Origin of the sequence: Rathayibacter sp. VKM Ac-2759, from assembly GCF_009834225.1 — a bacterium.
GTDB lineage: Bacteria > Actinomycetota > Actinomycetes > Actinomycetales > Microbacteriaceae > Rathayibacter.
The window spans coordinates 598,194-622,149 of the sequence record NZ_CP047176.1 but is presented as its reverse complement, the minus strand read 5'-3'; the positions used below and the strand labels follow the sequence as shown (position 1 = coordinate 622,149).

Below are 23,956 nucleotides of genomic sequence, written 5' to 3'. Positions count from 1 at the left end.
CCGAGAACCCTACCGGCGGCGGCGCGCACCCTCCGCTCGAGCGGCGGGTGCTCGGCCGGGGTCAGTGCGCCGCGCGGCGCAGGGCGTCGTCGACGGAGGAGCGGACGAGGCTCGAGAGGAAGAAGCCCGGCTTCTCGACGCCGATGCCGGCGAGCAGGCCCGCGGCCTGCTCGACGATCGCGGTCGAGAAGGTGGTGGCGGTGGAGACGGCCTCCGCGTAGGCCGCGCGGTCCGACTCCGCCACCGTCACCGGCTCGCCGCCCATCTCGACGACCAGCGCCTGCGCGATGGGGAGCACCGGGCCGGGCGCCGTCACGGCGAAGTACGTCTCGGAGAGGCGGGCGAGGTCGAGGCTCGTGCCGCTGAAGGCCATCGCCGGGTGCACCGCGAGCGGGATGGCTCCGGAGGAGAGTGCCGGGGCCAGCACGCCGTACCCGTGCTCGGGCGCGGTGTGCAGGACGAGCTGGCCGGCCTGCCAGGCGCCGATCGCGGCGAGGCCCGCGACGAGAGCACCGATCTCGCCTCCGGGAACCGCGATGACGACCAGCTCGCTCCGCTCGACCAGGTCGGGCACGGCGAGCACGGGCACGCCCGGCAGCAGCGCGTCGGCCCGCTCGCGGCCGCTCTCGCTGGTGGTCGCGACGCCGATCACGGCGTGGCCGGCGCCCGCGAGGGCGGCACCGAGCACGGGGCCGACGGGGCCCGCTCCGATGACGCCGACTCCGAGGCGTCCGTCTCGTCGGGTGTCAGGCATGCGGAGGTCCCTCCGGTTCGGGTGCGCCGGTGGGCGCGGGCCAGGCGGTGCGATCCAGCGGAGCGGGCCACTCGTCGGCGCGAGCGGAGGCGGCGCGCCGCCCCCACAGGTGGCTCTCGTCGCGCCCCGCCGCGTCGACACCCGCGCGCGCGAGCTCGTCGAAGAACACGCGGCCGTCGGCGACGCTCATCACCGGGACCATCGGCGTCACCGGCCCGGCGACCGTGTGCACCCGCGCCGACGCGACACCGAGCATCCGCTGGAGCGGACCCTGCTGCACGCCGACGCTCTGCATCCGCGCGAGCGGGACCACGGCGACCCTCCGCCAGACCGCTCCACTGCGGATGACCACGACGTCGGCGGCGAGCCGGTAGCCGGTCCGCCGCCACGAGAGCGGCCGCAGCCAGGCGGCGGCGAGCGGCGCCCGGGTGAAGCCGGGGGCGTCGCGCAGGCGCAGCGCGTCGCCGACCGGGGTCGCCTCCGCCCCCTCGGACGAGCCGGGGAGCAGCAGCGCGAGCACCCGCTCGACGGCGACGAGATCGCCGACGGGCAGGATCGTCGTGTTCGGCTCGCCGTTGGCGCCCCGGGAGGCTCCGTGCCCGGCCCGGTCGATCTTGACCTGCCACCAGCCGAACGGCCGCCAGAGCAGGGGCTGCGTGATCTCGACGGCGTGGATGCGCCCCGGAGGCAGGGTGTCGCTGCTGGTCGAGAGCACGCCGTAGCCGACGCGGACGCCGTCGGGGGTGCCCGCGATCGAGTAGCGCAGCGACCGCACGAACTGGCGGACGTAGTAGCTGCCCGAGCCGATCAGGCCCGGCAGGATCGCGAAGAGGACGTACGGCGACCCGTAGACGGAGACGAGGACGACGGCGACCACCGACACGGCCAGGAACACGGTGAAGCCGCTGAACACCAGCGAGCCCAGCAGGCGCCCGGGCGGGATCGAGACGACCGACTCCGGGGGCGTCCCGTCGTCCTCGAGGTCGGCGAACTCCTCGATCCGCCGCGAGAGGAAGCCGCCGGCCGGAGCGTCGCCGGCCGCCACGGCCTCGCGCTCGCGCACCCCGGAGGCGAGGCGGAGGATGTCGCGGCGGAGCGCGTCGACCAGGCGCGAGCCGAGGTACGAGAGCTGCACGTTGGCGTCCTGGCCGGCCACGCTCACCTCGAGCTTGGCCGCTCCGAAGAGCCGGGCGAAGAGGGGGCGCTGCACGGCGATGCCCTGGATGCGGTCGAGCCGCGCCCGGCGGTTGGTGCGGAAGAGCACGCCCGAGCGCACCTCGACGACCTCGTCCGTGATGCGGAAGGTGTGCATCCGCCACGAGAGCCAGAACGCGAAGACGGCCACGGCGAGCCCGACGGCGACGGCGAGCAGCGCCCAGCCCACGAGTCCGCGGCGAAGCAGCTCGTCGACGGGGTCGCCGCTCGCGTACCCGCCAGGGCCCGGGAGGAAGAGCTCCACGAGTCGCTCGCGGAGGTTGGTGACGACGATGCCGATGACGACCAGGAGGCCGATCCCGCCCTTGAGCACGGGCGTCGCCGGGTGCAGGCGGTGCCACTCCCCGTCGGCGAGGTCGGTCTCGATGCCGCGGACGGGGGCTGCGGAGGCGTCGCTCACAGGCCGGCCCGGCGCGACTCGGCGAGCGCGACGAGCCGGTCGCGCAGCTCCTCCGCCTCGCCGGCGACGAGACCCGGGATGCTGACGCCCGTGGCGGCGGCTGCCGTGACGAAGCGCAGATCGGCGAGGCCGAGCGCGCGGGCGAGCGGCCCGCGGTTGACGTCGATGAGCTGCATCCGGCCGTAGGGCACCGAGACGAAGCGCTGGAACATGATGCCGCGGCGGAACAGCAGGTCGTCGTCGCGGAGGAGGTAGCCGTAGGCGCGGGCGCGACGGGGCGCGACGATCAGGAGGGTCACCGCGAGCGTGGCGGCGGCGACCAGGAGGATCCAGGCCCACTCGACGCCGACCAGCCAGAGCACCGCCGGCACCGCGAGCAGGACGACGCTCGAGATCACGGCCGAGACGATCTCGACGGCCACGTACTTCGGCGACACCCGACGCCACGGGCCCTGCACGTCGAGCCGCCGGCTCCCGTCCGCGACCGCCTCGCGACGGCTGCGGCGCTCTCCGGAAGCGGCTCGCGGCTCCGATTCTCCGGTCACAGAGACGTCCTCCCTGCCCGCGCGCGAGCGGAGTCGGCGTCAGGCGTGGTTCACCTCGCCGACGGCGGGATCGTCGTCGTCACTCGGCGGAATGGTGCACAGGTGCTCGGCGACCAGGCCGGCCACCAGCAGGACGACGGAGCCCACGATGGTGGCGACGTCCTGCCACACGGAGCCTAGCGAAGGGACGACCGCCCGGCTCAGCAGGTAGACGAGGATGCCGCCGGAGGCTCCGAGCAGGAGCGCGCCGACGTGGCTCGAGGCCTTGGCGAGCACGACGACCCTCATCGCGCGGAACGGGTCGATCCGGCGGCGGAGCGTCCCCTTCGTCGCCCGGTGGATCGGGATGGCGAAGCCCAGCACGAGGGCGGCGACGGCCACGAGGGTGAGCGGCACCGTCAGCGGCGGGATCAGGACGGGCCGCCCCGCGGAGGCGATCGCCAGATCGAGGAGGAAGCCGGCCACGGCGCCGGCCAGGCCGAGGCCGAGGAGGGTGCTGATGCGGGTGCGGGTCACGGAGTGCTGCTCTCGGGATCGGGGCTTCCGGGGGCGGTGCTCGTCGGGGCGCTCCGAGGGGAGGCGCCGCGGGGCCAAGCTATCGTCTCGGGCCGGTCGACGACGCGGTCGGTCGCCAGGGCCCGGAGGCCCGAGATCGGGCCGGCGCCGGGCAGCACGGCCGACGGCTCCACGTCGAGCCACGGTTCGAGCACGAAGGCGCGCTCGCCGGCGCGCGGGTGGGGCAGCGTGAGGTGCGGGTCGTCGCGGACGACGCCTCCCATCGCGATGATGTCGATGTCGAGGGTGCGGTCGCCCCAGCGCTGCTCGTCGGCGCCGCGGAGGCGTCCGCCCGAGAGCTCGATCGCGGAGGTCGCCGCGAGCAGGTCGTCGGGCTCGAGGGTCGTCGAGGCGGTGACGACCGCGTTGAAGTAGGCGGGCGCGTCGAGGTCGACGCCGTCGAGCTTCCAGGCCGGCGACTCGACGACCTTCGAGACGGCCCGCACGCGCAGCCCGGGAGTCGTCGCGAGCGCGCGGACGGCCTCGGAGAGGTGGGCGAGCCGGTCGCCGAGGTTGCTGCCGAGCGCGAGGACGACGTGGCGCTCCGGGCGGATCCGCTCGGGTCGCGGTCTCACGGGCGGCTCCTCGTGATCTGCACGGCGACGTCGCCGAAGGGCAGCGGGATGGGCGCGTCCGGCTTGTGCACCGTGATCCGCACGACCTCGGCCGCGGCGAAGCCGAGCGCCACCTGCGCGAGCCGCTCGGCGACCGTCTCGATCAGGTCCACCGGATCGCGTGTCACGGCGTCGGCGAGCGCGATCGCGAGCTCGCCGTAGTGCACCGTCTCGGCGAGCGCGTCGCCGTCGGCCGCCGGGACGGTGTCGAGCCAGACGGTCGCGTCGATGACGAAGTCCTGGCCGTTCTCGCGCTCGAAGTCGAAGACACCGTGGTGCGCGCGCACGCGCAGCCCCGTCAGCGTGATCGAGTCGCGGACGGCGAGGGAGGCGGGGTCGATCATCGGCGTCGCTCCTGTCCGAGTCGTGAGGCGAGGGCGAGGGCGTGCGCGCTCGAGCGGACGTCGTGCACGCGGACTCCCCACGCGCCGCGGTCGGCCGCGACGAGGCTGAGCATCGCCGTCACCTCGTCCCGCTCGGCCGCCGGCGCTCCGGGAGCGGCGAAGGGCGCGAGGAAGCGCTTGCGCGAGTGGCCGACGAGCACGGGATGGCCGAGCGCCGTGATCGCGTCGAGGTGCGCCAGCAGGGCCCAGTCGTGCTCGGCGTTCTTGGCGAAGCCCAGACCCGGGTCGAGGATGAGGCGGTCGTCGCCGATCCCGGCCGCGCGGACCGCGTCGACGCGGCGCTCCAGCTCGCCGCGCACCTCCGCGACGACATCGCCGTAGGTCGCGAGCGACGTCATGCCGGCGCTGTGGCCGCGCCAGTGCATCGCGATGTAGACCGCGCCGCGCTCGGCGACCAGGGGCAGCATCGCCGGGTCGGCGAGCCCGCCCGAGACGTCGTTGACGACCACGGCGCCCGCGTCGAGCGCCGCCTCGGCCGTCGCCGCGCTCATCGTGTCGATGCTGACGCGCACCCCCTCGGCCGCGAGGGCGCGGATCACCGGCAGGACGCGGGTCTGCTCGGCACGGGCGTCGACGCGGGGAGCACCGGGGCGGGTGGACTCGCCGCCGACGTCGACGAGGTCGGCGCCGAACGAGCCGGGCCCGGAGCCGTCGGAGGCGGTCATCGCCAGGCCGTGCCGCACGGCGTCGTCGACGGAGAGCCAGCGCCCGCCGTCGCTGAAGGAGTCGGGAGTGACGTTGAGGATCCCGAGGAGCGCGGCGCGGCCGACGGGAGCGAGATCCGTCGCGGAGGGGAGCACGTCACTCCCCCCGAGCGGCGCCGATCAGCGCGATGATCTCGGCGCGGGCGGCGGGTTCGGCGAGGGTGCCGCGGGCGGCGACGGTGACGGTCGAGCTCGACGTCTGGCGCGCGCCGCGCATCCGGACGCAGCCGTGCTCGGCGTCGACGACCACGAGCACGCCCTCCGGGGAGAGCCCGGAGTCGATGACGTCGGCGACCTGCTCCGTCAGCCGCTCCTGCAGCTGCGGGCGCGAGGCGATCGTCTCGACGATCCGCGGCAGCTTGCCCAGGCCGATCACGCGGTCGCCAGCCCGGTAGGCGATGTGGGCGACGCCGACGAACGGCAGGAGGTGGTGCTCGCAGACCGAGCGGAACGACAGGTCGCGCACGATCACGGTCTGCTGCTCGGCCCGCCCGCCCTCGACGACCGCGAAGGTCTCGTCGAGGTGCGAGGCGGGGTCGAGCTCGAACTCGCCGAAGAACTCGGCGTACGCCTCGGCGAAGCGCTTCGGGGTCGAGGCGAGCCCCTCGCGACCCGGGTCCTCCCCGATCGCCGCGAGCAGCTCGACGACGGCCGCCTCGATGCGCGCCTTGTCGACGGGCACCGGAGTCAGGCCGTCGCGGGGCGGGGGTTGATCAGCGGCGGGCGCTGGGGGGCGATCTCGCCGGCGTCGGAGGTGACTCCTCCGTCGGTCACTCCCGCGTCGATCGGAGCCTTCGCGACCGGCACCGCGATGGGCGGCAGGTCCGAGAGCGGACGCTTGTCGCTCGAGAGCCACTGCGGGCGCTCGTCGATCTTGCGCACGTCCTTGAAGATCTCGGCCAGCTGGTCGTGGTCGAGGGTCTCCTTCTCGAGCAGCTCGGTCGCGAGGCGGTCGAGGATGTCGCGGTTGGCGTTGATGACCTGCCACGCCTCGTCGTGCGCCTGCTCGATCAGCTGGCGCGTCTCGGCGTCGACCTTCTCGGCGATCTGCTCCGAGTAGTCGCGCTGGTGGCCCATGTCGCGGCCGAGGAACATCTCGCCCGAGGACGACCCGAGCTTCACCGAGCCGATGTCCGAGGACATGCCGTACTCGGTGACCATCTTGCGGGCGATCGCGGTCGCCTTCTCGATGTCGTTCGACGCTCCGGTGGTGGGGTCGTGGAAGACGATCTCCTCGGCGACGCGGCCGCCCATGGCGTACGCGAGCTGGTCGAGGAGCTCGTTGCGGGTCGTCGAGTACTTGTCCTCGAGCGGCAGCACCATCGTGTAGCCGAGGGCGCGACCGCGCGGGAGGATCGTGACCTTGGTGACCGGGTCGGTGTGCCGCATGGCCGCCGCGGCGAGAGCGTGCCCGCCCTCGTGATAGGCGGTGATCAGCTTCTCCTTGTCGCGCATGACGCGGGTGCGGCGCTGCGGGCCGGCGATGACGCGGTCGATGGCCTCGTCGAGGGCGCGGTTGTCGATCAGCTGCGCGTTGGAGCGGGCGGTCAGCAGCGCGGCCTCGTTGAGCACGTTCGCGAGATCGGCACCGGTGAAGCCCGGGGTCTTGCGGGCGACGACCTCGAGGTCGACGCCCCCCGCGAGCGGCTTGCCGCGGCCGTGCACCTCGAGGATCCGCTTGCGGCCGAGCAGGTCGGGGGCGTCGACGCCGATCTGGCGGTCGAAGCGCCCCGGGCGCAGCAGCGCGGGGTCGAGGATGTCGGGGCGGTTCGTCGCCGCGATCAGGATGACGTTGGTCTTGACGTCGAAGCCGTCCATCTCGACCAGGAGCTGGTTGAGGGTCTGCTCTCGCTCGTCGTGACCGCCGCCCATGCCCGCACCGCGGTGGCGGCCGACGGCGTCGATCTCGTCGACGAAGATGATGGCCGGCGAGTTCTCCTTGGCCTGCTGGAACAGGTCGCGGACGCGGCTCGCACCGACACCGACGAACATCTCGACGAAGTCCGAACCGGAGATCGAGTAGAAGGGCACGCCCGCCTCCCCCGCGACAGCGCGGGCCAGCAGCGTCTTGCCGGTGCCGGGAGGGCCGTAGAGCAGGACGCCCTTCGGGATCCGCGCGCCGACGGCCTGGAACTTCGCGGGCTCCTTGAGGAACTCCTTGATCTCGTGCAGCTCCTCGATCGCCTCGTCGGCGCCGGCGACGTCGCCGAACGTGACCTTGGGCGACTCCTTCGAGACCAGCTTCGCCTTCGACTTGCCGAACTGCATGACGCGGTTGCCGCCGCCCTGCATGCCCGAGAGCATCAGCCAGAAGAACGCGCCGATCAGGAGGACCGGGAGGAGGAAGCCGAGAGCCGACAGGAACCAGTTGGTCTGCGGCACCTCGTCGTCGTAGCCGTCGGCCAGGGTCGCGGAGCTGATGGCGTCCACGACCTCGGTGCCGCGCGGGGCCACGTAGTAGAACTGCACCTGCGTGCCGTTGTCGCCGTCGGCCTGGCTCAGCGTCAGATCGACGCGCTGCTCTCCGTCCACGATCTTCGCCGAGGCGACCTTGCCGTCCTGGAGGAGCTCGAGGCCCTCCTGCGTGCTGACCTGCCGGAACCCGGACATCGTGATCAGCGAGGAGCCGATCCAGACCGCCACGATCGCGAGGACGACGTAGAGAATGGGACCCCGGAAGATGCGCTTGACGTTCATGAATGTTGCGGGTGCGACACCCGGCACCTTTCTGACGAGGAAATGTGAGTGCCAGGCTACCTCCCGCACTCTGAACGCCGCCCACGCGTTCGCCGTGGGCCGAAAGGTGCCCATGGGTTCGGATGCGGCTGTGCCGCATCGGAACCCGCGGTCGGCTCCGTGAGATGGTCGCGATCCGCAGAGCGTCCTGCGTCGGGCTGTCGCCTGCCTGCTGGTCGAGTAGCCCCGTAGGGGCGTATCGAGACCCACCGGCGTCAGGACTAGGGACTGCACACCCCGCCTGCTGACGGGAGTGGATCTCGATACGCCGGCTGCGCCGGCTACTCGATCAGCAAGGGGGGGGGGGCGCCCCTGCTCGCGGGCCACTCGACCAGCGAGGAGGGGCAGCCCCTGCTGGTCGAGTAGCCCCGCAGGGGCGTATCGAGACCCATCGGCGTCAGGAGGCGGCGCGTCGGGCTCGGCGTCGAGGGAACCCCGGACCGTCGAGGGAGCCCGCCCGCCGGGGCGGCCTCGACGAACCGGGGTTCCCTCGACGCAGCGAGGGTCACGCGGTCTCGAGGAGGGGCTCCGGGTCGCGGAGGGTGGGGGTCGGGCCGCGCCGGCGGCGGGCGGCGGCCAGGACGGTGACGCCGAGGGCGGCGAGGAGCCAGAGCGAGAGGACGAGGACGGCGTTCGCGACTCCGATGCTGCCGCCGGCGATCAGGGAGCGGAACGCCTCGACCGTGTAGGTCAGCGGCAGCGCTCCGTGGATCGCCTGGAAGAAGGCGGGCGCGGTCTCGATCGGGTACGTGCCGCCCGCGGAGGAGAGCTGCAGCACCATCAGGAGCAGGGCGACGAACCGGCCGGGAGCGTCCAGGAGCGAGATGAGCGCCTGGTTGATCGCGACGAAGGTCAGGCTCGTGAGCACCGCGATGCCGATCAGGCCGGGCAGGTCCGCGGCCTCGACGCCGACTCCGAAGCGGATGACCAGCGCGGCGAGCACGCCCTGGGCGACCGCCATCAGCGCACCCGGCAGGTAGCTCCGCAGAGCGATCACCCAGGCCGGGCGGCGGGCCGCGAGCAGCCGCTCGCTGAGCGGAGCGCTCATCAGGTAGAAGGCGAGCGCGCCCACCCAGAGCGCGAGCGAGAGGAAGTACGGCGCGAGTCCGTAGCCGTACTGCGGCACCTCGTTCAGCCGCTCCTTGTCGAGGGCGACGGGCGCGGCGGCGACGGTGCTGAGCGACTCCGCCTGGCTGTCGGTGTAGGTCGGCACCTGGTCGGCGCCGTCGGCCAGCTCGTCGGTGAGGGTCTGCGATCCGGCGGCGAGGGAGTCGATGCCGCTGTCGAGCGTCTCGGATCCGGCGGTGGCGGTCGCCGTGCCGTCGGCGGCGGAGGCGGCTCCGTCGGCGAGCGAGTCGGCCCCGGTCGCGAGCGAGGCGGTTCCGGAGGCGAGCGCGTTCGCACCCGTCGAGGCGTCGGCGATGCCCGTCGTGAGCGGACCGACGCTCCCGGCCAGGGTGCCCACACCGCCCGCGAGCTGCGCGGCGCCGGTGTCGAGGGAGGCGGCTCCGGTCGCGAGGGTCTGCGCGCCGCTCGAGAGCGACTGCGCGCCGGAGTCGACCTGGGCGGCTCCGGTGGCGACCTTCTGCGTGCCGGAGGCCAGGTCGGTCGCGCCGGACGAGACGGAGGAGGCGCCCGCGTCGAGCGCGGTGAGGCCGGACGCCGAGTCGCCGACGAGGGCGGTCGCCCCGGTCGAGAGCGTCTGCGCGCCCCGATCGACTCCGGTCGCGCCGGTCGAGACGGTCGCCGCGCCGGTCTCGAGCTGCGTGAGCAGTGCGAGGCGCTCGGCGTCGGTGAGGGTGCCGTACCGGGCGATCAGCGACTGCAGGCCCGTGTCGACGGTCGCGGCACCGGAGGCGAGGGTCGGGGTGCTCGAGGCGAGCGCCGACGCTCCGTCGGCGAGCGAACCGGCACCGGCGAGCGCCTTCGCCGCCCCGTCCGCCACCGACGCGGCACCGGTCTGCAGCGCCTGCGCGCCGGTCGCCGCATCGGCGGCGCCCGACGCGAGGGCGGGAGTCGACCCGGCGAGGCTCGAGGCCCCGGTCGCCAGGCCCGCGGCGCCGGTGTCGAGCGTCTGCGCGCCCGCGGCGACCGAGGTCGCTCCGTCGTTCAGCGCGGCGGCCTGCGCGGGCAGCTGCGCGGTCTTGTCGGCGAGCTGCTGCAGCCCGGAGGCGAGGGTCGCGGCTCCGGAGGAGGCCGAGCCGGCACCCGAGGCGAGCGTCCCGGCGCCCGACGCGAGCTGCGCCGTGCCGTCCTGCAGCTGGGTGAGCCCGACGACCAGCTCGGAGGAGCCGTCGGCGGCCCGGGCGGAGCCGTCCGCCAGCTGCGATGCTCCGTCGGCCGCCTGCTCGAGGCTGTCGTGGACGTCGGTGAAGCCGAGGTAGACGTTCTTCAGGTAGCTCTCGCCGACCTCCTGCTCGACGGTCGCGGTGACGGTCGAGCCGATCGTCGAGGCGATGTTCCCGACGATGAGGTTCGCGCCGTCGTCGGTCTCGATCGAGAGCTTCGCGACGCTCGCGGCCGCCGGGTCGTCGCCGCCGAGGGACGCCACGTTCGAGGAGAAGTCGGCGGGGATCGTCAGCACGGCGTACACGGCGCCCGAGGCGAGCTCGCTCGCGGCCTCGTCGGCGTCGAGCCGGGTCCACGCGAAGTTCGAGGAGGAGGTGCTCGACAGCAGCTCGTCGGTCACGGAGTCGCCCAGGGCGAGCGCCGAGCCGTCGGCGGCGGTGGCACCGGTGTCCTCGTCGACGATCGCGGCCGGGACGGTGTCGAGGGTGTGCGTCGGATCGAGGTTCGCCGAGGTCAGCAGCCCCGCGTAGATCAGGGGGATGAGGGCGATCGCGGCGAAGACGACGACGAGGCGGGGCTGCACGCGCCCGAGGGCGCGGCGGAGGGCGGAGGTGGGCATGGTCCTTCTACTTCGCGGAGGTGGAGTGGAGAGCGGCGAGCCGCTGCGAGGCGACTCCGGTGACGAGGAGCTCGGCGATGTCGGTCGCGGCGGCGGCGACGGGGCGGCGCGAGTCGCCCTCGAGCAGCCAGCCGACGACGAGCCAGGTGGTGCCGGCCGCGAGGAAGGTCGCGAAGCGCTCGACGCGGGCGTGGTCGCCTGCGGCGGACTCGCGCTCGGCCAGGGGCGAGAACGTGAGGAGCCGCTGGGCGAGGAACGCCACGACCGACTCCTGGACCGCGCGGGCGGTCCCTCCGGTGAGCACCCGTCGGTAGAAGTCGGCGTGGACGAGCAGCCCGTCGAGCAGCCCGTGGACGACCCGCGGCACGGCGGGCTCCCACTCCTCGGCCGAGGACACCGGGGTCACCGAGCCGAAGAGCGCGTGCATGCGCTCGACGGCGGCGGCCTCGATCAGCGAGGAGACGTCTCCGAAGTGCTGGTAGAACGTGGGCCGGCTGACGCCCGCCTCGGCGCAGAGCTCGGTGATCGAGGGCTGCGCGTCGCCCGGGTGGTCGAGCGCGCTGGTGATCGCCGCGGTCAGCAGCTCGCGCGAGCGGGTGAGTCGCGGATCGGTCACGACGTCCTCTTCTCCTCGGGAGTCGAGGCAGCGCCCCGTCTCTTACGTTCGTAAGTAACTTACAACCGTAAAGTAAGAGGCGCAAGCGTCAGACCGGCTCCTCCCCGGGGATGATCGTCGCGATCGACGTGGTGTCGATGATCACCGAGTCGTGCGGAGTGAGACCCGGGCTCTTCGGTGTCGGCACCGGCAGGCGCACGAGGAGCGCGCCCGGATCGACGCCGAAGCGGCCCGCCGTGGTGCGACCCACCGGATCGCCGTCCAGCTCGGCCAGCACGGGCTGATCGAGCGCGAAGCCGAACTCGCGGCCCGGCCACTGGCGCAGCGACGCGAGGCCGTTGCGGTTCCCGGTCGCCACATCGAGGGCCAGACCGAAGCGGCGACGCAGCAGCACGAGCTCGAGATCGCCGTCGTCGAGCACGGCACCGGCCGCGAGCTCGATGTTGGCCACCACCGAGCTGCAGTTGCAGGCGAGCACCATCAGGCACCGCGTCGGCGGCTCCGGCTCGCCGTCGATCGTGATCGTCGCCTCGAAGCCCGCCTTGAACATCGCCGGCGCGCCCGCCGCGACGTAGGCGCCCCAGCCGACCTTCTTCTTCAGCTCGTCGTCGGTCTTGTCCATGATCTCGGCGTCGAGCCCGACCCCGCCCATCACCATGAAGACCCGCTCCTCGCCGTCGTCGAACACGGCGGTGCCGACGTCGATCGCGCGGTCCTGCCCGAGCAGGGCGATCTCGACCGCCTCGGCGAGCGAGCCGAGCGGGAGCCCGAAGTTGCGGGCGAGCAGGTTGCCGGTGCCGCTGGGCAGGAGCCCGTACGGCACCCCGGTGCCGCGGAGGACGGAGGCGACCGCGCGGACCGTGCCGTCCCCTCCCATCGCGCAGACCACGTCGGCGCCGGCGTCGAGCGCCGCGCGGGCGGCCGAGACTCCGGGGTCCTCGACGCTCGTCTCGAACCAGAGCGGCTCGTCCCAGCCGAGGCGGCGGGCGACGGTGGCGACCAGATCCTCGGCCGCGCCCACGTCGTCGAACTTGCTCGGATTGACGACGACGGCGACGGTGCGCCCGGGGCGTGCTCTCTCGGCTCTCACGCCCCCAGTCTGGCGCGCGCGGCGAGGGCGGCCGCCGCCTCCGTCGCGAGCACGGCGCCGAGCTGCGCCGAGAGGGTCGCGGGCAGGCGCGGAGGCGCGTCCCAGCGCGGGCCCGCGAGCAGCAGCCCGTCGCGCTCGCTCGTGCTCCAGAGGGCGTCGACGCTGCCGGCGACGAAGCGGCGGAGGCGCTCGGCGGTCGCGGGGGCGACTCCGTCGGTCGTGGCGAGGTCGACCAGGTGACGGTAGGCGATGCCTCCGAACAGGGCGCCGTCTCCCGTGCCCTGGTCGACGAGCACGCCCTCGGGAGCGAGGCGGGTGAGCAGGTCGTCGGCGGTGAGCGCCGCGTGCGCGACGAGGCGGACGTCGGGGCGCAGACGGTGCAGCGCGAGGGCCGCTCCGATGTACACGCCGTGGTTGTAGCTGAACGCCCAGTCGTCGCGCGCCGAGCCGCCCTCGCGCCCGATGCCGTCCGCGACGAACCCGGTGCGCGCGTCGCGCAGGCGCACGTGCATCCAGTCGAAGGCCGCCCGCGAGAGCTCCTCGCGCCCGTCGGGGCGGAGGCGCTCCAGCCGGGCGCCGAGGATCGCGAACGGCCCGTTCGCCGGGGCGTTCTTGTAGTCGAGCTGCCGTCGTCGCCAGGCGAGGCTCGCGCCGTGGCGGAGGTTCCAGCCGCGGTCGGCCGCGAAGCGCCAGAGCCGGTCGGCGCGGTCCAGCCACCTCGGCTCGTTCGCCGCCTCGCCGAGCCGCGCGAGCGCGCCTCCGAGCCACATCATGTCGTCGAAGTAGCCGTTGACGAGCCGTCCGCCGTTGCGGAGGCGGATCGCGCGGTGCACCCGCGCGGCCCGCTCGAGGTGCTCGCCGTCTCCCGTGCGCTCGAAGGCGTCGACGGCCGCGTCGATCGCGTGCGCGAGCCACCAGTAGTTGAACTCGAGATCGGCGCGGAACGAGGTCGGGTAGCTCATGTGGTAGCCGAGCACCGGCACGCCGAAGAAGCGCTGGAGGCTCCGCTGGGCGGTGTCGGCGCGGCGGCTACTCGTAGACGTGGGGAGCGAGGATCGCGACATCGCGCAGATTGCGGTAGCGCTCGGCGTAGTCGAGGCCGTAGCCGATGACGAAGTCGTTGGGGATGTCGAACCCGACGTAGGCCACGTCGACCTCGACCTTCGCGGCGCGGGGCTTGCGGAAGAGGGCGCAGATCTCGACCGACTCCGCCCCTCTGCTGCGCAGGTTGCCCTGCAGCCACGAGAGCGTGAGACCGGAGTCGATGATGTCCTCGACGATCAGGACCTTGCGGTCGGTGATGTCGGTGTCGAGGTCCTTCAAGATGCGCACCACACCCGAGGACTTCGTGCTGCTGCCGTAGGAGGAGACGGCCATCCAGTCCATCACGATGTCGAGCTTGAGCTCACGGGCGAGATCGGCCATCACCATCACGGCGCCGCGCAGGACTCCGACGATGAGGAGGTTCTCGCCGGCGTAGTCGCGCTCGATCGCACGGGCGAGATCGCGGATCCGCTCATGGATCTCGGCCTCGGTGTAGAGGACCTCGGTGATGTCATCGGCGATGTCGGCTGCTTCCACCCGGACACTCTACGGGTGCGCCGGGTCAGCGGGTGGGTGCGAAGACGAGGTCGGGCCCGGAGCGGGTCGCGACGACGCCCGGCAGGTCGACCCCCCGCTGGCCGTGCCAGTCGGTGACCAGGGCGGCGACGGCGAGGGTCTGCGCGCGCGAGAGCGAGACTCCGAACTCGTTGGCGACGACGAGGCGGATGATGCGCTGGCGCAGCGCCGGCGGGTCGGCCGCGAGACCGCGGGCGTCGACGGTGACGTGACCGTCGTCGTTCTGTCCGACGAGCTCGAGCGCCCAGTCGAGGGCCATCGCGTCGAGCGCGTCGCCGTCCTCGCGCAGCTGCTCCGCGGTGCGGGCGAGCGCCTCCGCGATGCCCGGGCCGAGCTCGTCCTCGAGCACGGGGAGCACGCTGCGGCGCACGCGGACGCGCGAGTAGCGGGGGTCGTCGTTGTGGGGGTCCTCCCAGAACTCGAGACCGGCGTCGACGCACGCGGCCCGAGTGGTGTCGCGGCCGAGGCCCAGGAGCGGTCGCCGCAGCGGTCCGCTGACCGCGGCCATCCCGTGCAGGCTCGCCGCACCGGCTCCCCGCGCCAGCCCGAGCAGCACCGTCTCGGCCTGGTCGTCGAGGGTGTGCCCGAGGAGGATCGCGGCGGCGCCCGTGGCCACCAGCGCGTCGTCGAAGGCGCGGTACCGCGCGGTGCGGGCGGCCGCCTCCGGGCCCCCCTCCCCCGAGGCCGCCGACACGGAGACCACCTCGCGGAGCACCGGCGAGAGCCCCAGCGCGCGCGCCTGCTCGGCCGCGCGTCCCGCGACCGCGGCCGACGCCTCCTGAAGACCGTGATCGACGACGACCGCACCGGCCCGCCGCCCGCCGCGGGGGGCCTCGAAGGCGACGGCGGAGGCGAGCGCCAGCGAGTCGGCTCCCCCGCTCAGCGCGACCAGCACGAGCGCTCCGGCCTCGAGTCCGTCGAGGCTCGCGCGGACGGCGCGGCGCAGGTCGGCGACGGCGGGAGTCAGACGGGGGCGATCGGGCACATCAAGTAACGTAATGCCAGCGATCCGGCCGCCCGAGCGAGTGCTCGGGAGGCGGGTCCGATCCGCCGATGCGCCGCTCACGGCGCCACCGACTCAAGGAGCGAACATGGCCGCATACGACGTCGTCGTAGAGATCCCCAAGGGCAGCCGCAACAAGTACGAGGTCGACCACGAGACCGGCCGCGTCTACCTCGACCGCGTGCTGTTCACCTCCTTCGTCTACCCGACGGACTACGGCTACTTCGAGAACACGCTCGGCCTCGACGGCGACCCCGTCGACGCGCTGGTGCTGCTCGAGTACCCCGTGTTCCCCGGTGTCGGCGTCTCGGTGCGCCCGGTCGGCGTCCTCAACATGAGCGACGAGGCCGGCTCCGACGCGAAGGTCGTCGTGGTCCCCGCGAAGGACCCGCGCTGGCAGCACATCCAGGACATCGCGGACGTGCCCGAGCAGACCAAGAACGAGATCAAGCACTTCTTCGAGCGCTACAAGGACCTCGAGCCGAACAAGTGGGTCAAGGTCGAGGGCTGGGGCGACGCCGCCGAGGCGGAGCAGATCGTCCAGGACGGCATCAAGAAGCTGGCCGAAGAGGGTCACTGACCCCGACCGGCCGACGACAGAAGGGGACCCGCTCGCGCGGGTCCCCTTCGTCGTTGGGGCCGGTCAGGACGCCGGGCGGCCGACCATGCCGGTGGGGCTGCCCCAGATGGAGTGGACGCGCACGGGCGAGTTCGGGTTCGGCGCCTCGATGATCTGGTCGCCGCCGAGGTAGATCGCGACGTGGTAGTAGTCGCCGGGGTAGTCCGACCAGAAGATCAGGTCGCCGCGCTGGCGCTGGCTGTAGGGGACGAGCTTGCCCTCGTTCGCCATGGTGTTGTACTGGTTCGTCGCCGAGTGCGTGCCGATGTAGACGCCGGCCGAGGCGTACGACTGCTTGGTGAGACCGGAGCAGTCCCAGACGTCCGGTCCCATGCCGCCGAGCACGTAGCGCTCGCCGAGCTGGGCCATCGCGTAGTTGATCGCGGTCTCGACGGTGTTGGTGTTCGAGACCGGAGTCGGCGCGGGGGCGGCCGGGGCGGGCTGCGGTGCCGCAGGAGCGGGAGCCGGCGCCGGCTGCTGGACCACGGGCGCGGCGGGGGCCGCCGGAGCCGCGGGCGCCGCCGGGGCGACGGGCTGCTGCGCCGCGGGGGCCGGCTGCTGAGCCGCGGGAGCGGGCTGGGCGGGCGCGGCCTGGGCCGGCTGCGCCGCCTCCTGCGCCGCCTCGGCCTCGGCCTGGGCCTGAGCGGCCGCCGCGGCCGCGGCCGCCGCGGACCGACGCTGCTGCTCGCCCTCGAGGTAGGCGGTCTCGATCTCGACCGTCGAGTCCTTGAGGAGCGCGAGCTGGGCGATCAGCTCCGACGACTTCGCCTCCTGGGCGGCGAGCGCGGACTGAGCGGAGGCGGCGGCCGCGTCGGCGACCGAGCGCGCCTCGTCGGCGGCGTCCGACAGCTTCTGGTGCTCGACGACGGCGACGTCGGCCTGCTCGCCCAGCGACTCGGCGTTCTGCTTGTCGGCGAGCGCGTCGGCGTAGACCTTCTGCGACTGCTCGGTCAGCTGCGACATCGCGCCGAGCTGGTAGAGCAGGTCGCCGGCGTTCTCGCCGCTCGCGACGAGGCTCATCGAGAGGTCGCCGCCCGCGGCGCGCGAGAGGTGCGCGGCCAGGAGGCCCGCGCGCATCCGCGAGGTCTGGGCCTTGGTCGACGCGGCGGCGGCCTGGGCCTCGAGCTCGTCGACGGTCTGCGCGGCGGCGGCCAGCGCCTCCGACGCCTGACGCCACGCCTCGGCCTTCTTCATCGCGACGACGGAGGCGTCGTCGACCTGGGTCTGCAGCCCGGCGATCAGACCCGTGATCGAGTCGATCTCGGCCTGCTTCGTCGCCTCATCGGTCTTGGCGTTCTGCACGTCGTCCCACGAGGGGTAGCTCGGGTCGTCGGCGGAGGCGGGCGTGAGCCCCAGGGAGGCGGTCACCGCGGTCACCGCGAAGGCCGCCGAGACGGCCAGCGGCAGCCTGCCCTTCCAGGCGCGCTCCCGGGGAGCCGGGGTGAAGCTGCGGGCGGTCGTCTTCGCGTCAACCAAGAGTGACTCCTCGTGCGGCCATGAAGGGCTGAGCGTCGACGGCGACGCCGTTGACGCGGGTCTCGTAGTGCAGGTGGCAGCCGGTGGAGGCGCCGGTCGAGCCGACAGCGGCGATCTGCTGGCCGGCCTCGACCCGCTGGCCGACGCTCACGTAGATGCCGCCCGCGACGATGTGGGCGTAGCCGGTGCTGATGCCGTCGCCGTGCTCGAGCAGGATCCAGTTGCCGTACGTGCCGTTCGGGCCCGCGTAGGAGACGGTCCCGCTGTGCGCCGCGTAGATCGGGATGCCGCAGCCGCCGGCGATGTCGGTGCCGCGGTGCGAGCTGCTGGTGGAGCCGCCGCCGGTCGAGATCGTGCCGCGCGGGCCGAAGGTGCCCGTGATGCGACCCGCGGCGGGGCGGACCCAGCCGGAGTCGTTGACCGCGGTCGAGCCGCCGCCGGCGGACGGCGCCGGGGCGCTGTAGCCGCTGCCGGAGCTCGGTCGCGCTGCCGCGGCGGCGGCCTGCGCCTGGCGGTAGACCTCGGCGGCCGCCTGGCGGGCCGCCGCCTCCTCGGCGAGCTTGCGCTGGCGCTCGGCCTCGCGGGCCGCGACACCCGCCTGGTACTCGGCGACGGTGCGCGACTCCGTGTCCTGCAGCGCGGCGAGCTGCTCCTCGAGCACGATGCTCTGCTCCTGCTGCTCGGCGAGGGCCGACTCCGACGCCGCCTGCGCCGACGTGGCCTCGGCCAGTGCGCTCTCGGCGGCGATCCGCAGGGTCTCGCGCTCGCTCTGCGCCACCTTCGCCTGATCGCCGAGGGAGGAGGCGGTGTTGCGCGAGGTGCTCGCCTGCTCGTAGATCGCGTTCGAGCGCTCGACGAGCTTCGACATGTTGCCGATCTTCGAGAGCAGGTCGTCGGCCTCGCCGTCCTGCCCGTCGAGGAAGATGTTGACCGAGAGGTCGGTGCCGGTCGTGCGGTAGAGCTGCGCGGCGAGCAGTCCCGCCTGCTGCGACGCCGCGTCGGCCTCGTCGGCGCTGGCGGTGGCCTGCGCGTCGAGCTCGGTGGCGCGGTCGGCGGCCTGGTCGAACGCCTCCTGCGCCGTGAAGTACTCGGCGCCGCGCTGCTGCGCGAGCTCCTGGGCGGCCTGGACCTCGTCCTGGAGTCCCGCGATCAGGGAGGTGATGTTCTCGACCTGCTGCGCGGCGGCGGCGGTGTCGCCCTTGGCCGCCTCGACGTCCTCCCAGGTCGGGTACTCGACGGCCTGGGCGGGCGACGCGACGAGGAGACCGGCGACGAGCGCGAGCACGGCGGAGGCCAGTGCCGCGCCGCGGAGGCGGCCGAGCCGCGGCGCGCCGGAGGTCCGTGCGGGACGAGAACGGCGCGGCGAGTGGAGCATGGGACCTCTGGAGTGTCGGCGGAGCCTCCCCTCCGACGGTGCGGCTCCGTCGCGCGAGGATGGCAATTCCGACCAACCCTAGCCAAGGCCGTACCGGCGCGCCTAGAGCAGCCCCTGCCCCGGACGGGGTTGTTCACACGCTCGAAACGTTCGATTTTGCATATCCGGCCCGGTGTCCCTATGCTTGCGTGTCGGTAGTCATGGGGGGTCGGCCGCAGGGTCGCCCCGCGAGCTCCCGGCCCCATCGTTTAGTGGCCTAGGACACCGCCCTTTCACGGCGGCAGCACGGGTTCGAATCCCGTTGGGGTCACGATGGGACCGGCGGTCAGCACGATCGACCGTCAGGACTACCGGCAAGTGCACCGAACCGCGAGGGTCGGGGCGTGGAAATCGAATAGCCTCGAAGGCAGTATGCTTGTCTTCGCAACGAGGCCCTGTAGCGCAGCTGGTTAGCGTGCCGCCCTGTCACGGCGGAGGTCGCGGGTTCAAGTCCCGTCAGGGTCGCAGAGAGGCCCTTCCGAGAGGAAGGGCCTTTTCACGAAGACGTCAGGTCTTCAGCGGCGACGCGTCGCACGGCTCTGTAGCTCAGTTGGTAGAGCGCACGACTGAAAATCGTGAGGTCACGGGATCGACGCCCGTCGGAGCCACGGAAACCCTCGCCTAGCTTCTACATGGCGGGGGTTTCTCTCGTTCGTGCCCCCGACCTGTTCGCCCAGGTCGCGTGCGTAGGCTGATCCGGCCATGGACTCCGCCGCCTTCCCGCCGCCCGACCCGTCGACGATCGCCCTCGATCCTCCGGATCCCGCGACCCGCGGCTGGGCGCCGCCGAGCGCATCGGAGCTGCCGGCCGGACCCGCCCCCTACTCCTCTCTGCTCTACGCGCCCGATCCGCGGGTGCGCTGGGGCCTGCCGACCGCGGTGCTCACGATCGTCGGGATCGTGCTGCCGCTCGCGGCGCTCATCCTGCTGTTCGGGTTCGGCGTGCTGCCCTACTCCCCCGGGCTGCTCTTCGCGGGCGCCTTCGGGAGCTACCTGGTCGGGCTGATCGTGCCGATCGCGGCCTCGAGGCTGCGCGGGCTGGGGTCGCTCGCCGCCGACTACGGGCTGCGGTTCCGCTGGGTCGACATCCCGATCGGCATCGGCCTCGGGATCGGCGTGCGGCTCGCGATCGTCGCCGTGCTGCTGGTGTTCTCGCCGTACCTGGCGGACGCGCAGTCGAACCTCGACCTCGAGCCGGACCCGCTGTGGTTCGTGCTCAGCTCGGTCGTCATCCCCGTCGTCGTCGCGCCCGTCGTCGAGGAGATCCTCTGCCGAGGCGTCGTGATGCGGGCCGTGCGCAACCGGATGCTCCGCCGGCCGGCCGACGCGGCGCCTCCGACCCGCGGCCGCCGGATCTGGGCGGCGGTGTTCAGCGTCATCGCGTCGACTCTCGTCTTCGCGCTGCTGCACGGGCACCAGATGGTGAACCCGGCGACGGTCGTCACCCTCGGTGCGACGACCGTGATCGCCGGGCTGGCGCACGGCTGGATCTCGACGGTGACGGGGCGGCTCGGCGCGGCGATCGTCTCGCACGCGACCCTGAACGGGACGGCCGTGCTGCTGCTGGTGCTGGTGACCGCGCTGAGCTGAGGCCGCGGGTCAGACGTCGACCGCGCGCGGCGCCCCGGAGCTCTGCAGCGGGAGCTCGCCGCGGACCTGGCGGTGCAGGCGCTCCATGTCGGCGTCGAGGCTCGCGGCGGTGCGCGCGGCGTCGGCCAGGCCGTCGAGCAGCTCCTGCGGCACCTGGCGGTCGTACTTGTAGTAGATCTTGTGCTCGAGGCTCGCCCAGAAGTCCATCGCGATGGTGCGGAACTGCACCTCGACGCAGACGTCCACCGAGCCTCCCGAGAGGAACACCGGCACCTCGACGATCGCGTGCAGGCTCTTGTACCCGTTCTCCTTCGGCTCGGCGATGTAGTCCTTCACCTCGAGGACGGTCACGTCGGACTGCGAGGTGAGCAGCTCGAAGACGCGGTAGACGTCCGAGACGAAGCTGCAGGTGATCCGCACACCCGCGATGTCGGTGATGGCGCCCGCGATGCCCTCGAACGTGGTCTCGCAGCCCTTGCGCTCGATCTTCTCGATGAGGCTGTCGGCCGACTTGAGGCGGCTGGTCACGTGCTCGATCGGGTTGTACTCCTGCAGCTCGCGGAACTCCTCCTGCAGGATCGACACCTTCGTGACGATCTCGTCCATCCCGAACTTGTACTGCAGCATGAAGCGCGCGAAGTCGTCGCGGAGCGCCCGGATCTCGGCGACGGTCGTCGCGTCGAGCGCCTGCGCGACGGCGTCCGTCAGCGGGGGCACGGCGACGTCTGAGGGGCGGGGATCCACAGTCGGACACCCTACGCGCGCTCGCATAAGCGCCGGATGTGAGTGCCGCGTGACGCTCCGTGCGGCCGGCGTGCGGCGCTCGGCGATACTGGGCGCGTGAGCACAGCCGCCCCGGGAGCCGCGACCGGCTCGTTCCCGCCGCCCGATCCCGCGACCCTCTCCCCCGGTCGGCCGCCCCGGCGGCCGCTGTCGCGCGGCGCGCGCCGGGGGATCTCCGTCGGCGTCGTGCTCGCCCTGGCGGTCACCGGGACGGTGACGACCGTCGTCGTCCGCGGCGCGATCGCCGAGCAGCGCTTCGAGGAGGCGGGCTCGCGGCTCGTCGAGACCGCGCAGGACCACGATGCCGCGGTCGCGGAGTGGGACGCGCTCGAGGCGGCGGTCGTGGCGGAGACGAGCGGTGTCCGCAGCGCGGCCGCCGAGGCGGACCCGGCCGCCGTCGACGCCGCGAGTCGCGACGCCTACCTCGGCGCGATCGACGCGGTCGTGGACGCGGCCGACGATGTGCCCGTCGGCGAGCGCGCGGCGGTGCGGGCGCCCGCCGATCCGGAGGGGACCGAGGAGCGCTTCGGCGCGGCCGACGGGTTCGACGCGCAGTCGGAGGCGCTCGAGGCCGACGCGGCCGAGCAGCGGGAGCAGACGGCGCGGATCCGGCCGCTGCTCGGAGCGGCGCGCACCGCCTCCGCCGACTTCGCCGTCGCGACGGCCGCCGTCGGCACCGCCCTCGCCGAGTCGAGCACCGCGGCGACCCACGAGGCGCGCTGGCTCGTCGAGAAGGCCCTCTACGGCTACGGCGGATCCGACGAGCCCGTCGATCTGTCGCAGCCCGCGCTCCTGCGCGCCTACCTCGCCCGGGTCGCCGACCTGCAGCAGTCGCAGGCCGACGGCCTCGCCGAGCGCGCCGCCGCCGACTGGCCGCGGAAGCAGGAGGTGCTCGACTTCGCGGACTCGATCGCGGGAGGCGTTCCGCTCGATGTGACGTGGGAGGAGAGCATCGAGATCGACGGAGTGGCCTACGGCGAGCTCGACAGCGGCGCCGGGCTCGCGACCTGGACGCTCGAGGAGGGGGCTCCCGCGACGATCCGGCTGACCGAGAGCATCCAGCGCAACTGGGACGCGGACTGGACGCAGGGGCTGGTCGCGCACGAGGTCGGCCACGCCATCACCTCGAAGGACGGCTGCTACGAGCTGTACCGCGCGGCTCCGTTCGAGGGCGACGACGAGAAGTGGGCGACGGCCTGGGCGCTGTCGCTCGGCTTCGCGGACGGCTCGGGCACGGAGCCCTACGGCGAGCCGGGCGCGGACGCGGTGGCGGTCGCCTCCGCCTGCCGCTGAGGGTGCCTCAGGAGACGGCGCTGCGGTAGAAGGTGACGCCGTGCACCGGCACGCCGCCGAAGTGCTCGAGCTGCGCGCGCGCGGCGACCCCGTCGCGGGCGATGTAGGGGATGCGGAGCCGCCGGTAGCCGCGCTGGGCCAGGTGCGCCTGCAGATCGCGGCCGAGCAGGGTGCCGACTCCGCGCCCCTGGTCGACCGGATCGGTGCACTGCATCTGCAGCACCGCCTCCTGACGGAACCGGGAGCGGGTCAGCACCGCCTGCAGCTGATCGAGCACGCCGACCCGGCCCCGCGTGCTCTGGAGGAAGCGGCTGTAGTCGGGCACGGCGAGCGCGAAGCCCACCAGGCGGCCGGTCGCCTCGTCGGTGGCGAGGCGCAGGATGTCCGGGTCCAGGAGCGCGGCGAGCGCCGCGACGCCGATGGATCCGCGGTTGAGCTCGCCCGCCGTCACCTCGGTCGCGAACGGCGACGCCGCTCCGGCGCGGTTGAGGACGCCGAGCATCTCGGCGCGCGTGGCGTCGGTGCCGGCGGCGGTGAGTCGGCCGGGGCGCAGGCCCGCCGCGGCCCACTCCTCCGGGGCGACCGGGCCGAGCGGGTCGCCCGCGCGCCGCGGCACGGTCGGCACGCTCCAGGTGTCGCCCTCCCAGATCCGCTCGAAGCCCGCGGCCTCGTAGACGCCGGGGTAGCTCGACGGGTTCCACAGCACGCGGAGGAAGCCGCGCTGCGAGAACTCGCTCGTGATCACTCCGCCGCCCTCGTTGGGCAGGAGGGACATCGGACCGAGGATCTGCTCGTAGCCGCCGGCGCGCTCGCGGATCGCGGCGAACAGCGCGGCGGCCGCCTCGGCGTCGGCGAAGTCGGTGGCCCCGAACAGCAGGGTGCGCGCGCCGACCCGGGCGTCGAGGCGCGGATCGGAGTGCACGGTGGTGCGGCCGACCACGCGGCCGCCGCGATCGCGCGCGAGGAGCAGCTCGACTCCGGCCGGGCGCAGCCGTGACCCGCGCCACCACGACTTCAGCACGGAGTCGGGCAGCGGCACCGTGAGGGAGCGCGGGTGCAGGCGGCCGGGCAGGAGGCTGAAGTCGTCGTACTGCGCGCGCGACACGACCCGCTCGACCTGCATCGCGCCCCCGCTCCCCCGGCGACAGGGCGCCTTCTGCCCAGAGTAGGAGAGCGCGGGCGGGCCGCGCGAGTCGGCGCAGGCGGGCTCGTTCGGCTCGCAGAAACCGGTTCGGCTCGCCGGACTGCGCGGATTCAGCGAGCCGAACCCGGATCGACGAGCCGGAGCCCGGAGGAGGGCGCCACCGGACGACCTCCGGCTCGCAGAAACCGGTTCGGCTCGTCGAAACCCGCGGAATCAGCGAGCCGAACCTGAATCGACGAGCCGGAGGTCGGAGGAGGGCGCCACCGGACCACCTCCGGCTCGCAGAAACCGGCTCGGCTCGCCGAAACCCGCCGAATCAGCGAGCCAGACCCGGATCGACGAGCCCGAGGTCGGAGGAGGGCGCCACCGGACCACCCTCGGCTCGCAGAAACCGATTCGGCGCGTCGAAACCTGCGGAATCAGCGAGCCGAAAGAGATCTCGCGAGCCGGATGTGTGACGGGTCCGCGCTCCG

22 protein-coding genes and 3 tRNA genes are annotated in these 23,956 nt (G+C 73.4%); 6 read left to right on the top strand and 19 right to left on the bottom strand.

Annotated elements, in window-relative coordinates; all coding sequences use genetic code 11:
* Positions 1-61: 61 nt before the first annotated feature.
* The 15 genes from GSU68_RS02855 to tilS form a co-directional block, all read right to left on the bottom strand.
* The gene (locus GSU68_RS02855) at positions 62-754 is read right to left on the bottom strand and encodes a DUF2520 domain-containing protein (RefSeq protein ID WP_159905607.1); all 693 of its coding nucleotides are present in this window, start codon (positions 752-754) and stop codon (positions 62-64) included.
* Positions 747-2,369 carry a PH domain-containing protein gene (locus GSU68_RS02850; protein ID WP_159905606.1) on the bottom strand — a complete coding sequence of 541 codons (1,623 nt, stop codon included), beginning with the start codon at positions 2,367-2,369 and terminating at the stop codon, positions 747-749. Before GSU68_RS02850 ends, GSU68_RS02855 begins: the two co-directional genes overlap by 8 nt.
* The gene (locus tag GSU68_RS02845) at positions 2,366-2,914 is read right to left on the bottom strand and encodes a PH domain-containing protein (RefSeq protein WP_159905605.1); all 549 of its coding nucleotides are present in this window, start codon (positions 2,912-2,914) and stop codon (positions 2,366-2,368) included. The genes GSU68_RS02850 and GSU68_RS02845 overlap by 4 nt, the downstream gene beginning before the upstream one ends.
* Before the next feature lie 39 nt (positions 2,915-2,953).
* On the bottom strand, positions 2,954-3,430 hold the full coding sequence (locus tag GSU68_RS02840) for a DUF3180 domain-containing protein (protein WP_159905604.1): 477 nt from the start codon (positions 3,428-3,430) through the stop codon (positions 2,954-2,956).
* On the bottom strand, positions 3,427-4,044 hold the full coding sequence (gene folK, locus GSU68_RS02835) for a 2-amino-4-hydroxy-6-hydroxymethyldihydropteridine diphosphokinase (RefSeq protein ID WP_159905603.1): 618 nt from the start codon (positions 4,042-4,044) through the stop codon (positions 3,427-3,429). The genes GSU68_RS02840 and folK overlap by 4 nt, the downstream gene beginning before the upstream one ends.
* Positions 4,041-4,427, bottom strand: coding sequence for a dihydroneopterin aldolase (gene folB / locus GSU68_RS02830; protein ID WP_159905602.1), 387 nt, complete (start codon positions 4,425-4,427; stop codon positions 4,041-4,043). Before folB ends, folK begins: the two co-directional genes overlap by 4 nt.
* The gene (folP, locus tag GSU68_RS02825) at positions 4,424-5,287 is read right to left on the bottom strand and encodes a dihydropteroate synthase (protein ID WP_159905601.1); all 864 of its coding nucleotides are present in this window, start codon (positions 5,285-5,287) and stop codon (positions 4,424-4,426) included. Before folP ends, folB begins: the two co-directional genes overlap by 4 nt.
* 1 nt (position 5,288) lies before the next feature.
* On the bottom strand, positions 5,289-5,873 hold the full coding sequence (gene folE / locus GSU68_RS02820) for a GTP cyclohydrolase I (protein WP_159905600.1): 585 nt from the start codon (positions 5,871-5,873) through the stop codon (positions 5,289-5,291).
* A gap of 5 nt (positions 5,874-5,878) precedes the next feature.
* The gene (gene ftsH, locus GSU68_RS02815; RefSeq protein ID WP_159905599.1) at positions 5,879-7,888 is read right to left on the bottom strand and encodes an ATP-dependent zinc metalloprotease FtsH; all 2,010 of its coding nucleotides are present in this window, start codon (positions 7,886-7,888) and stop codon (positions 5,879-5,881) included.
* 544 nt (positions 7,889-8,432) lie between these two features.
* Positions 8,433-10,835 carry a YhgE/Pip domain-containing protein gene (locus GSU68_RS02810; protein ID WP_159905598.1) on the bottom strand — a complete coding sequence of 801 codons (2,403 nt, stop codon included), beginning with the start codon at positions 10,833-10,835 and terminating at the stop codon, positions 8,433-8,435.
* Positions 10,836-10,842: 7 nt separating this feature from the next.
* Complete coding sequence (locus GSU68_RS02805; RefSeq protein ID WP_159905597.1) at positions 10,843-11,451, bottom strand: TetR/AcrR family transcriptional regulator; 609 nt, start codon at positions 11,449-11,451, stop codon at positions 10,843-10,845.
* A gap of 88 nt (positions 11,452-11,539) precedes the next feature.
* Positions 11,540-12,541: a diacylglycerol kinase family protein gene (locus tag GSU68_RS02800; RefSeq protein WP_159905596.1), complete on the bottom strand. Its 1,002-nt coding sequence runs from the start codon at positions 12,539-12,541 to the stop codon at positions 11,540-11,542.
* Complete coding sequence (locus GSU68_RS02795; protein WP_159905595.1) at positions 12,538-13,503, bottom strand: glycoside hydrolase family 76 protein; 966 nt, start codon at positions 13,501-13,503, stop codon at positions 12,538-12,540. The genes GSU68_RS02800 and GSU68_RS02795 overlap by 4 nt, the downstream gene beginning before the upstream one ends.
* Positions 13,504-13,570: 67 nt before the next feature.
* Positions 13,571-14,122, bottom strand: coding sequence for a hypoxanthine phosphoribosyltransferase (gene hpt / locus GSU68_RS02790; RefSeq protein WP_159905594.1), 552 nt, complete (start codon positions 14,120-14,122; stop codon positions 13,571-13,573).
* A gap of 25 nt (positions 14,123-14,147) precedes the next feature.
* On the bottom strand, positions 14,148-15,146 hold the full coding sequence (gene tilS / locus GSU68_RS02785) for a tRNA lysidine(34) synthetase TilS (RefSeq protein WP_159905593.1): 999 nt from the start codon (positions 15,144-15,146) through the stop codon (positions 14,148-14,150).
* Positions 15,147-15,252: 106 nt separating this feature from the next.
* Here tilS and ppa point away from each other — a divergent pair, with 106 nt between their 5' ends.
* On the top strand, positions 15,253-15,744 hold the full coding sequence (gene ppa, locus GSU68_RS02780; protein ID WP_159905592.1) for an inorganic diphosphatase: 492 nt from the start codon (positions 15,253-15,255) through the stop codon (positions 15,742-15,744).
* A gap of 63 nt (positions 15,745-15,807) precedes the next feature.
* Here the strand turns inward: ppa and GSU68_RS02775 are convergent, their stop codons facing one another.
* Both GSU68_RS02775 and GSU68_RS02770 read right to left on the bottom strand, forming a co-directional pair.
* Positions 15,808-17,259: a C40 family peptidase gene (locus GSU68_RS02775; RefSeq protein ID WP_244259368.1), complete on the bottom strand. Its 1,452-nt coding sequence runs from the start codon at positions 17,257-17,259 to the stop codon at positions 15,808-15,810.
* The gene (locus GSU68_RS02770) at positions 17,252-18,634 is read right to left on the bottom strand and encodes a M23 family metallopeptidase (RefSeq protein WP_159905591.1); all 1,383 of its coding nucleotides are present in this window, start codon (positions 18,632-18,634) and stop codon (positions 17,252-17,254) included. Before GSU68_RS02770 ends, GSU68_RS02775 begins: the two co-directional genes overlap by 8 nt.
* Before the next feature lie 237 nt (positions 18,635-18,871).
* Here GSU68_RS02770 and GSU68_RS02765 point away from each other — a divergent pair.
* The 4 genes from GSU68_RS02765 to GSU68_RS02750 all read left to right on the top strand — a co-directional run bounded on the left by GSU68_RS02765 (position 18,872) and on the right by GSU68_RS02750 (position 20,263).
* A tRNA-Glu gene (locus tag GSU68_RS02765) sits at positions 18,872-18,944 on the top strand.
* Between the two features lie 120 nt (positions 18,945-19,064).
* A tRNA-Asp gene (locus GSU68_RS02760) sits at positions 19,065-19,138 on the top strand.
* Between the two features lie 70 nt (positions 19,139-19,208).
* Positions 19,209-19,281 (top strand) — tRNA-Phe (locus GSU68_RS02755).
* Between the two features lie 94 nt (positions 19,282-19,375).
* Positions 19,376-20,263, top strand: coding sequence for a CPBP family intramembrane glutamic endopeptidase (locus GSU68_RS02750; protein ID WP_159905590.1), 888 nt, complete (start codon positions 19,376-19,378; stop codon positions 20,261-20,263).
* 9 nt (positions 20,264-20,272) lie between these two features.
* On the opposite strand, the gene GSU68_RS02745 is transcribed toward GSU68_RS02750, so the two are convergent.
* A complete protein-coding gene (locus GSU68_RS02745) occupies positions 20,273-20,890 on the bottom strand; it encodes a GTP pyrophosphokinase family protein (protein WP_244259447.1) in 618 nt (205 codons plus the stop codon).
* Positions 20,891-21,103: 213 nt separating this feature from the next.
* Between GSU68_RS02745 and GSU68_RS02740 the strand changes: the two genes are divergently transcribed.
* Entirely contained in the window at positions 21,104-22,339 is a 1,236-nt protein-coding gene (locus GSU68_RS02740; protein WP_159905588.1) for a hypothetical protein, read from the top strand.
* Positions 22,340-22,346: 7 nt separating this feature from the next.
* Here GSU68_RS02740 and GSU68_RS02735 read toward each other — a convergent pair whose 3' ends face one another.
* Complete coding sequence (locus GSU68_RS02735) at positions 22,347-23,462, bottom strand: hypothetical protein (RefSeq protein WP_159905587.1); 1,116 nt, start codon at positions 23,460-23,462, stop codon at positions 22,347-22,349.
* Positions 23,463-23,956: the final 494 nt, after the last annotated feature.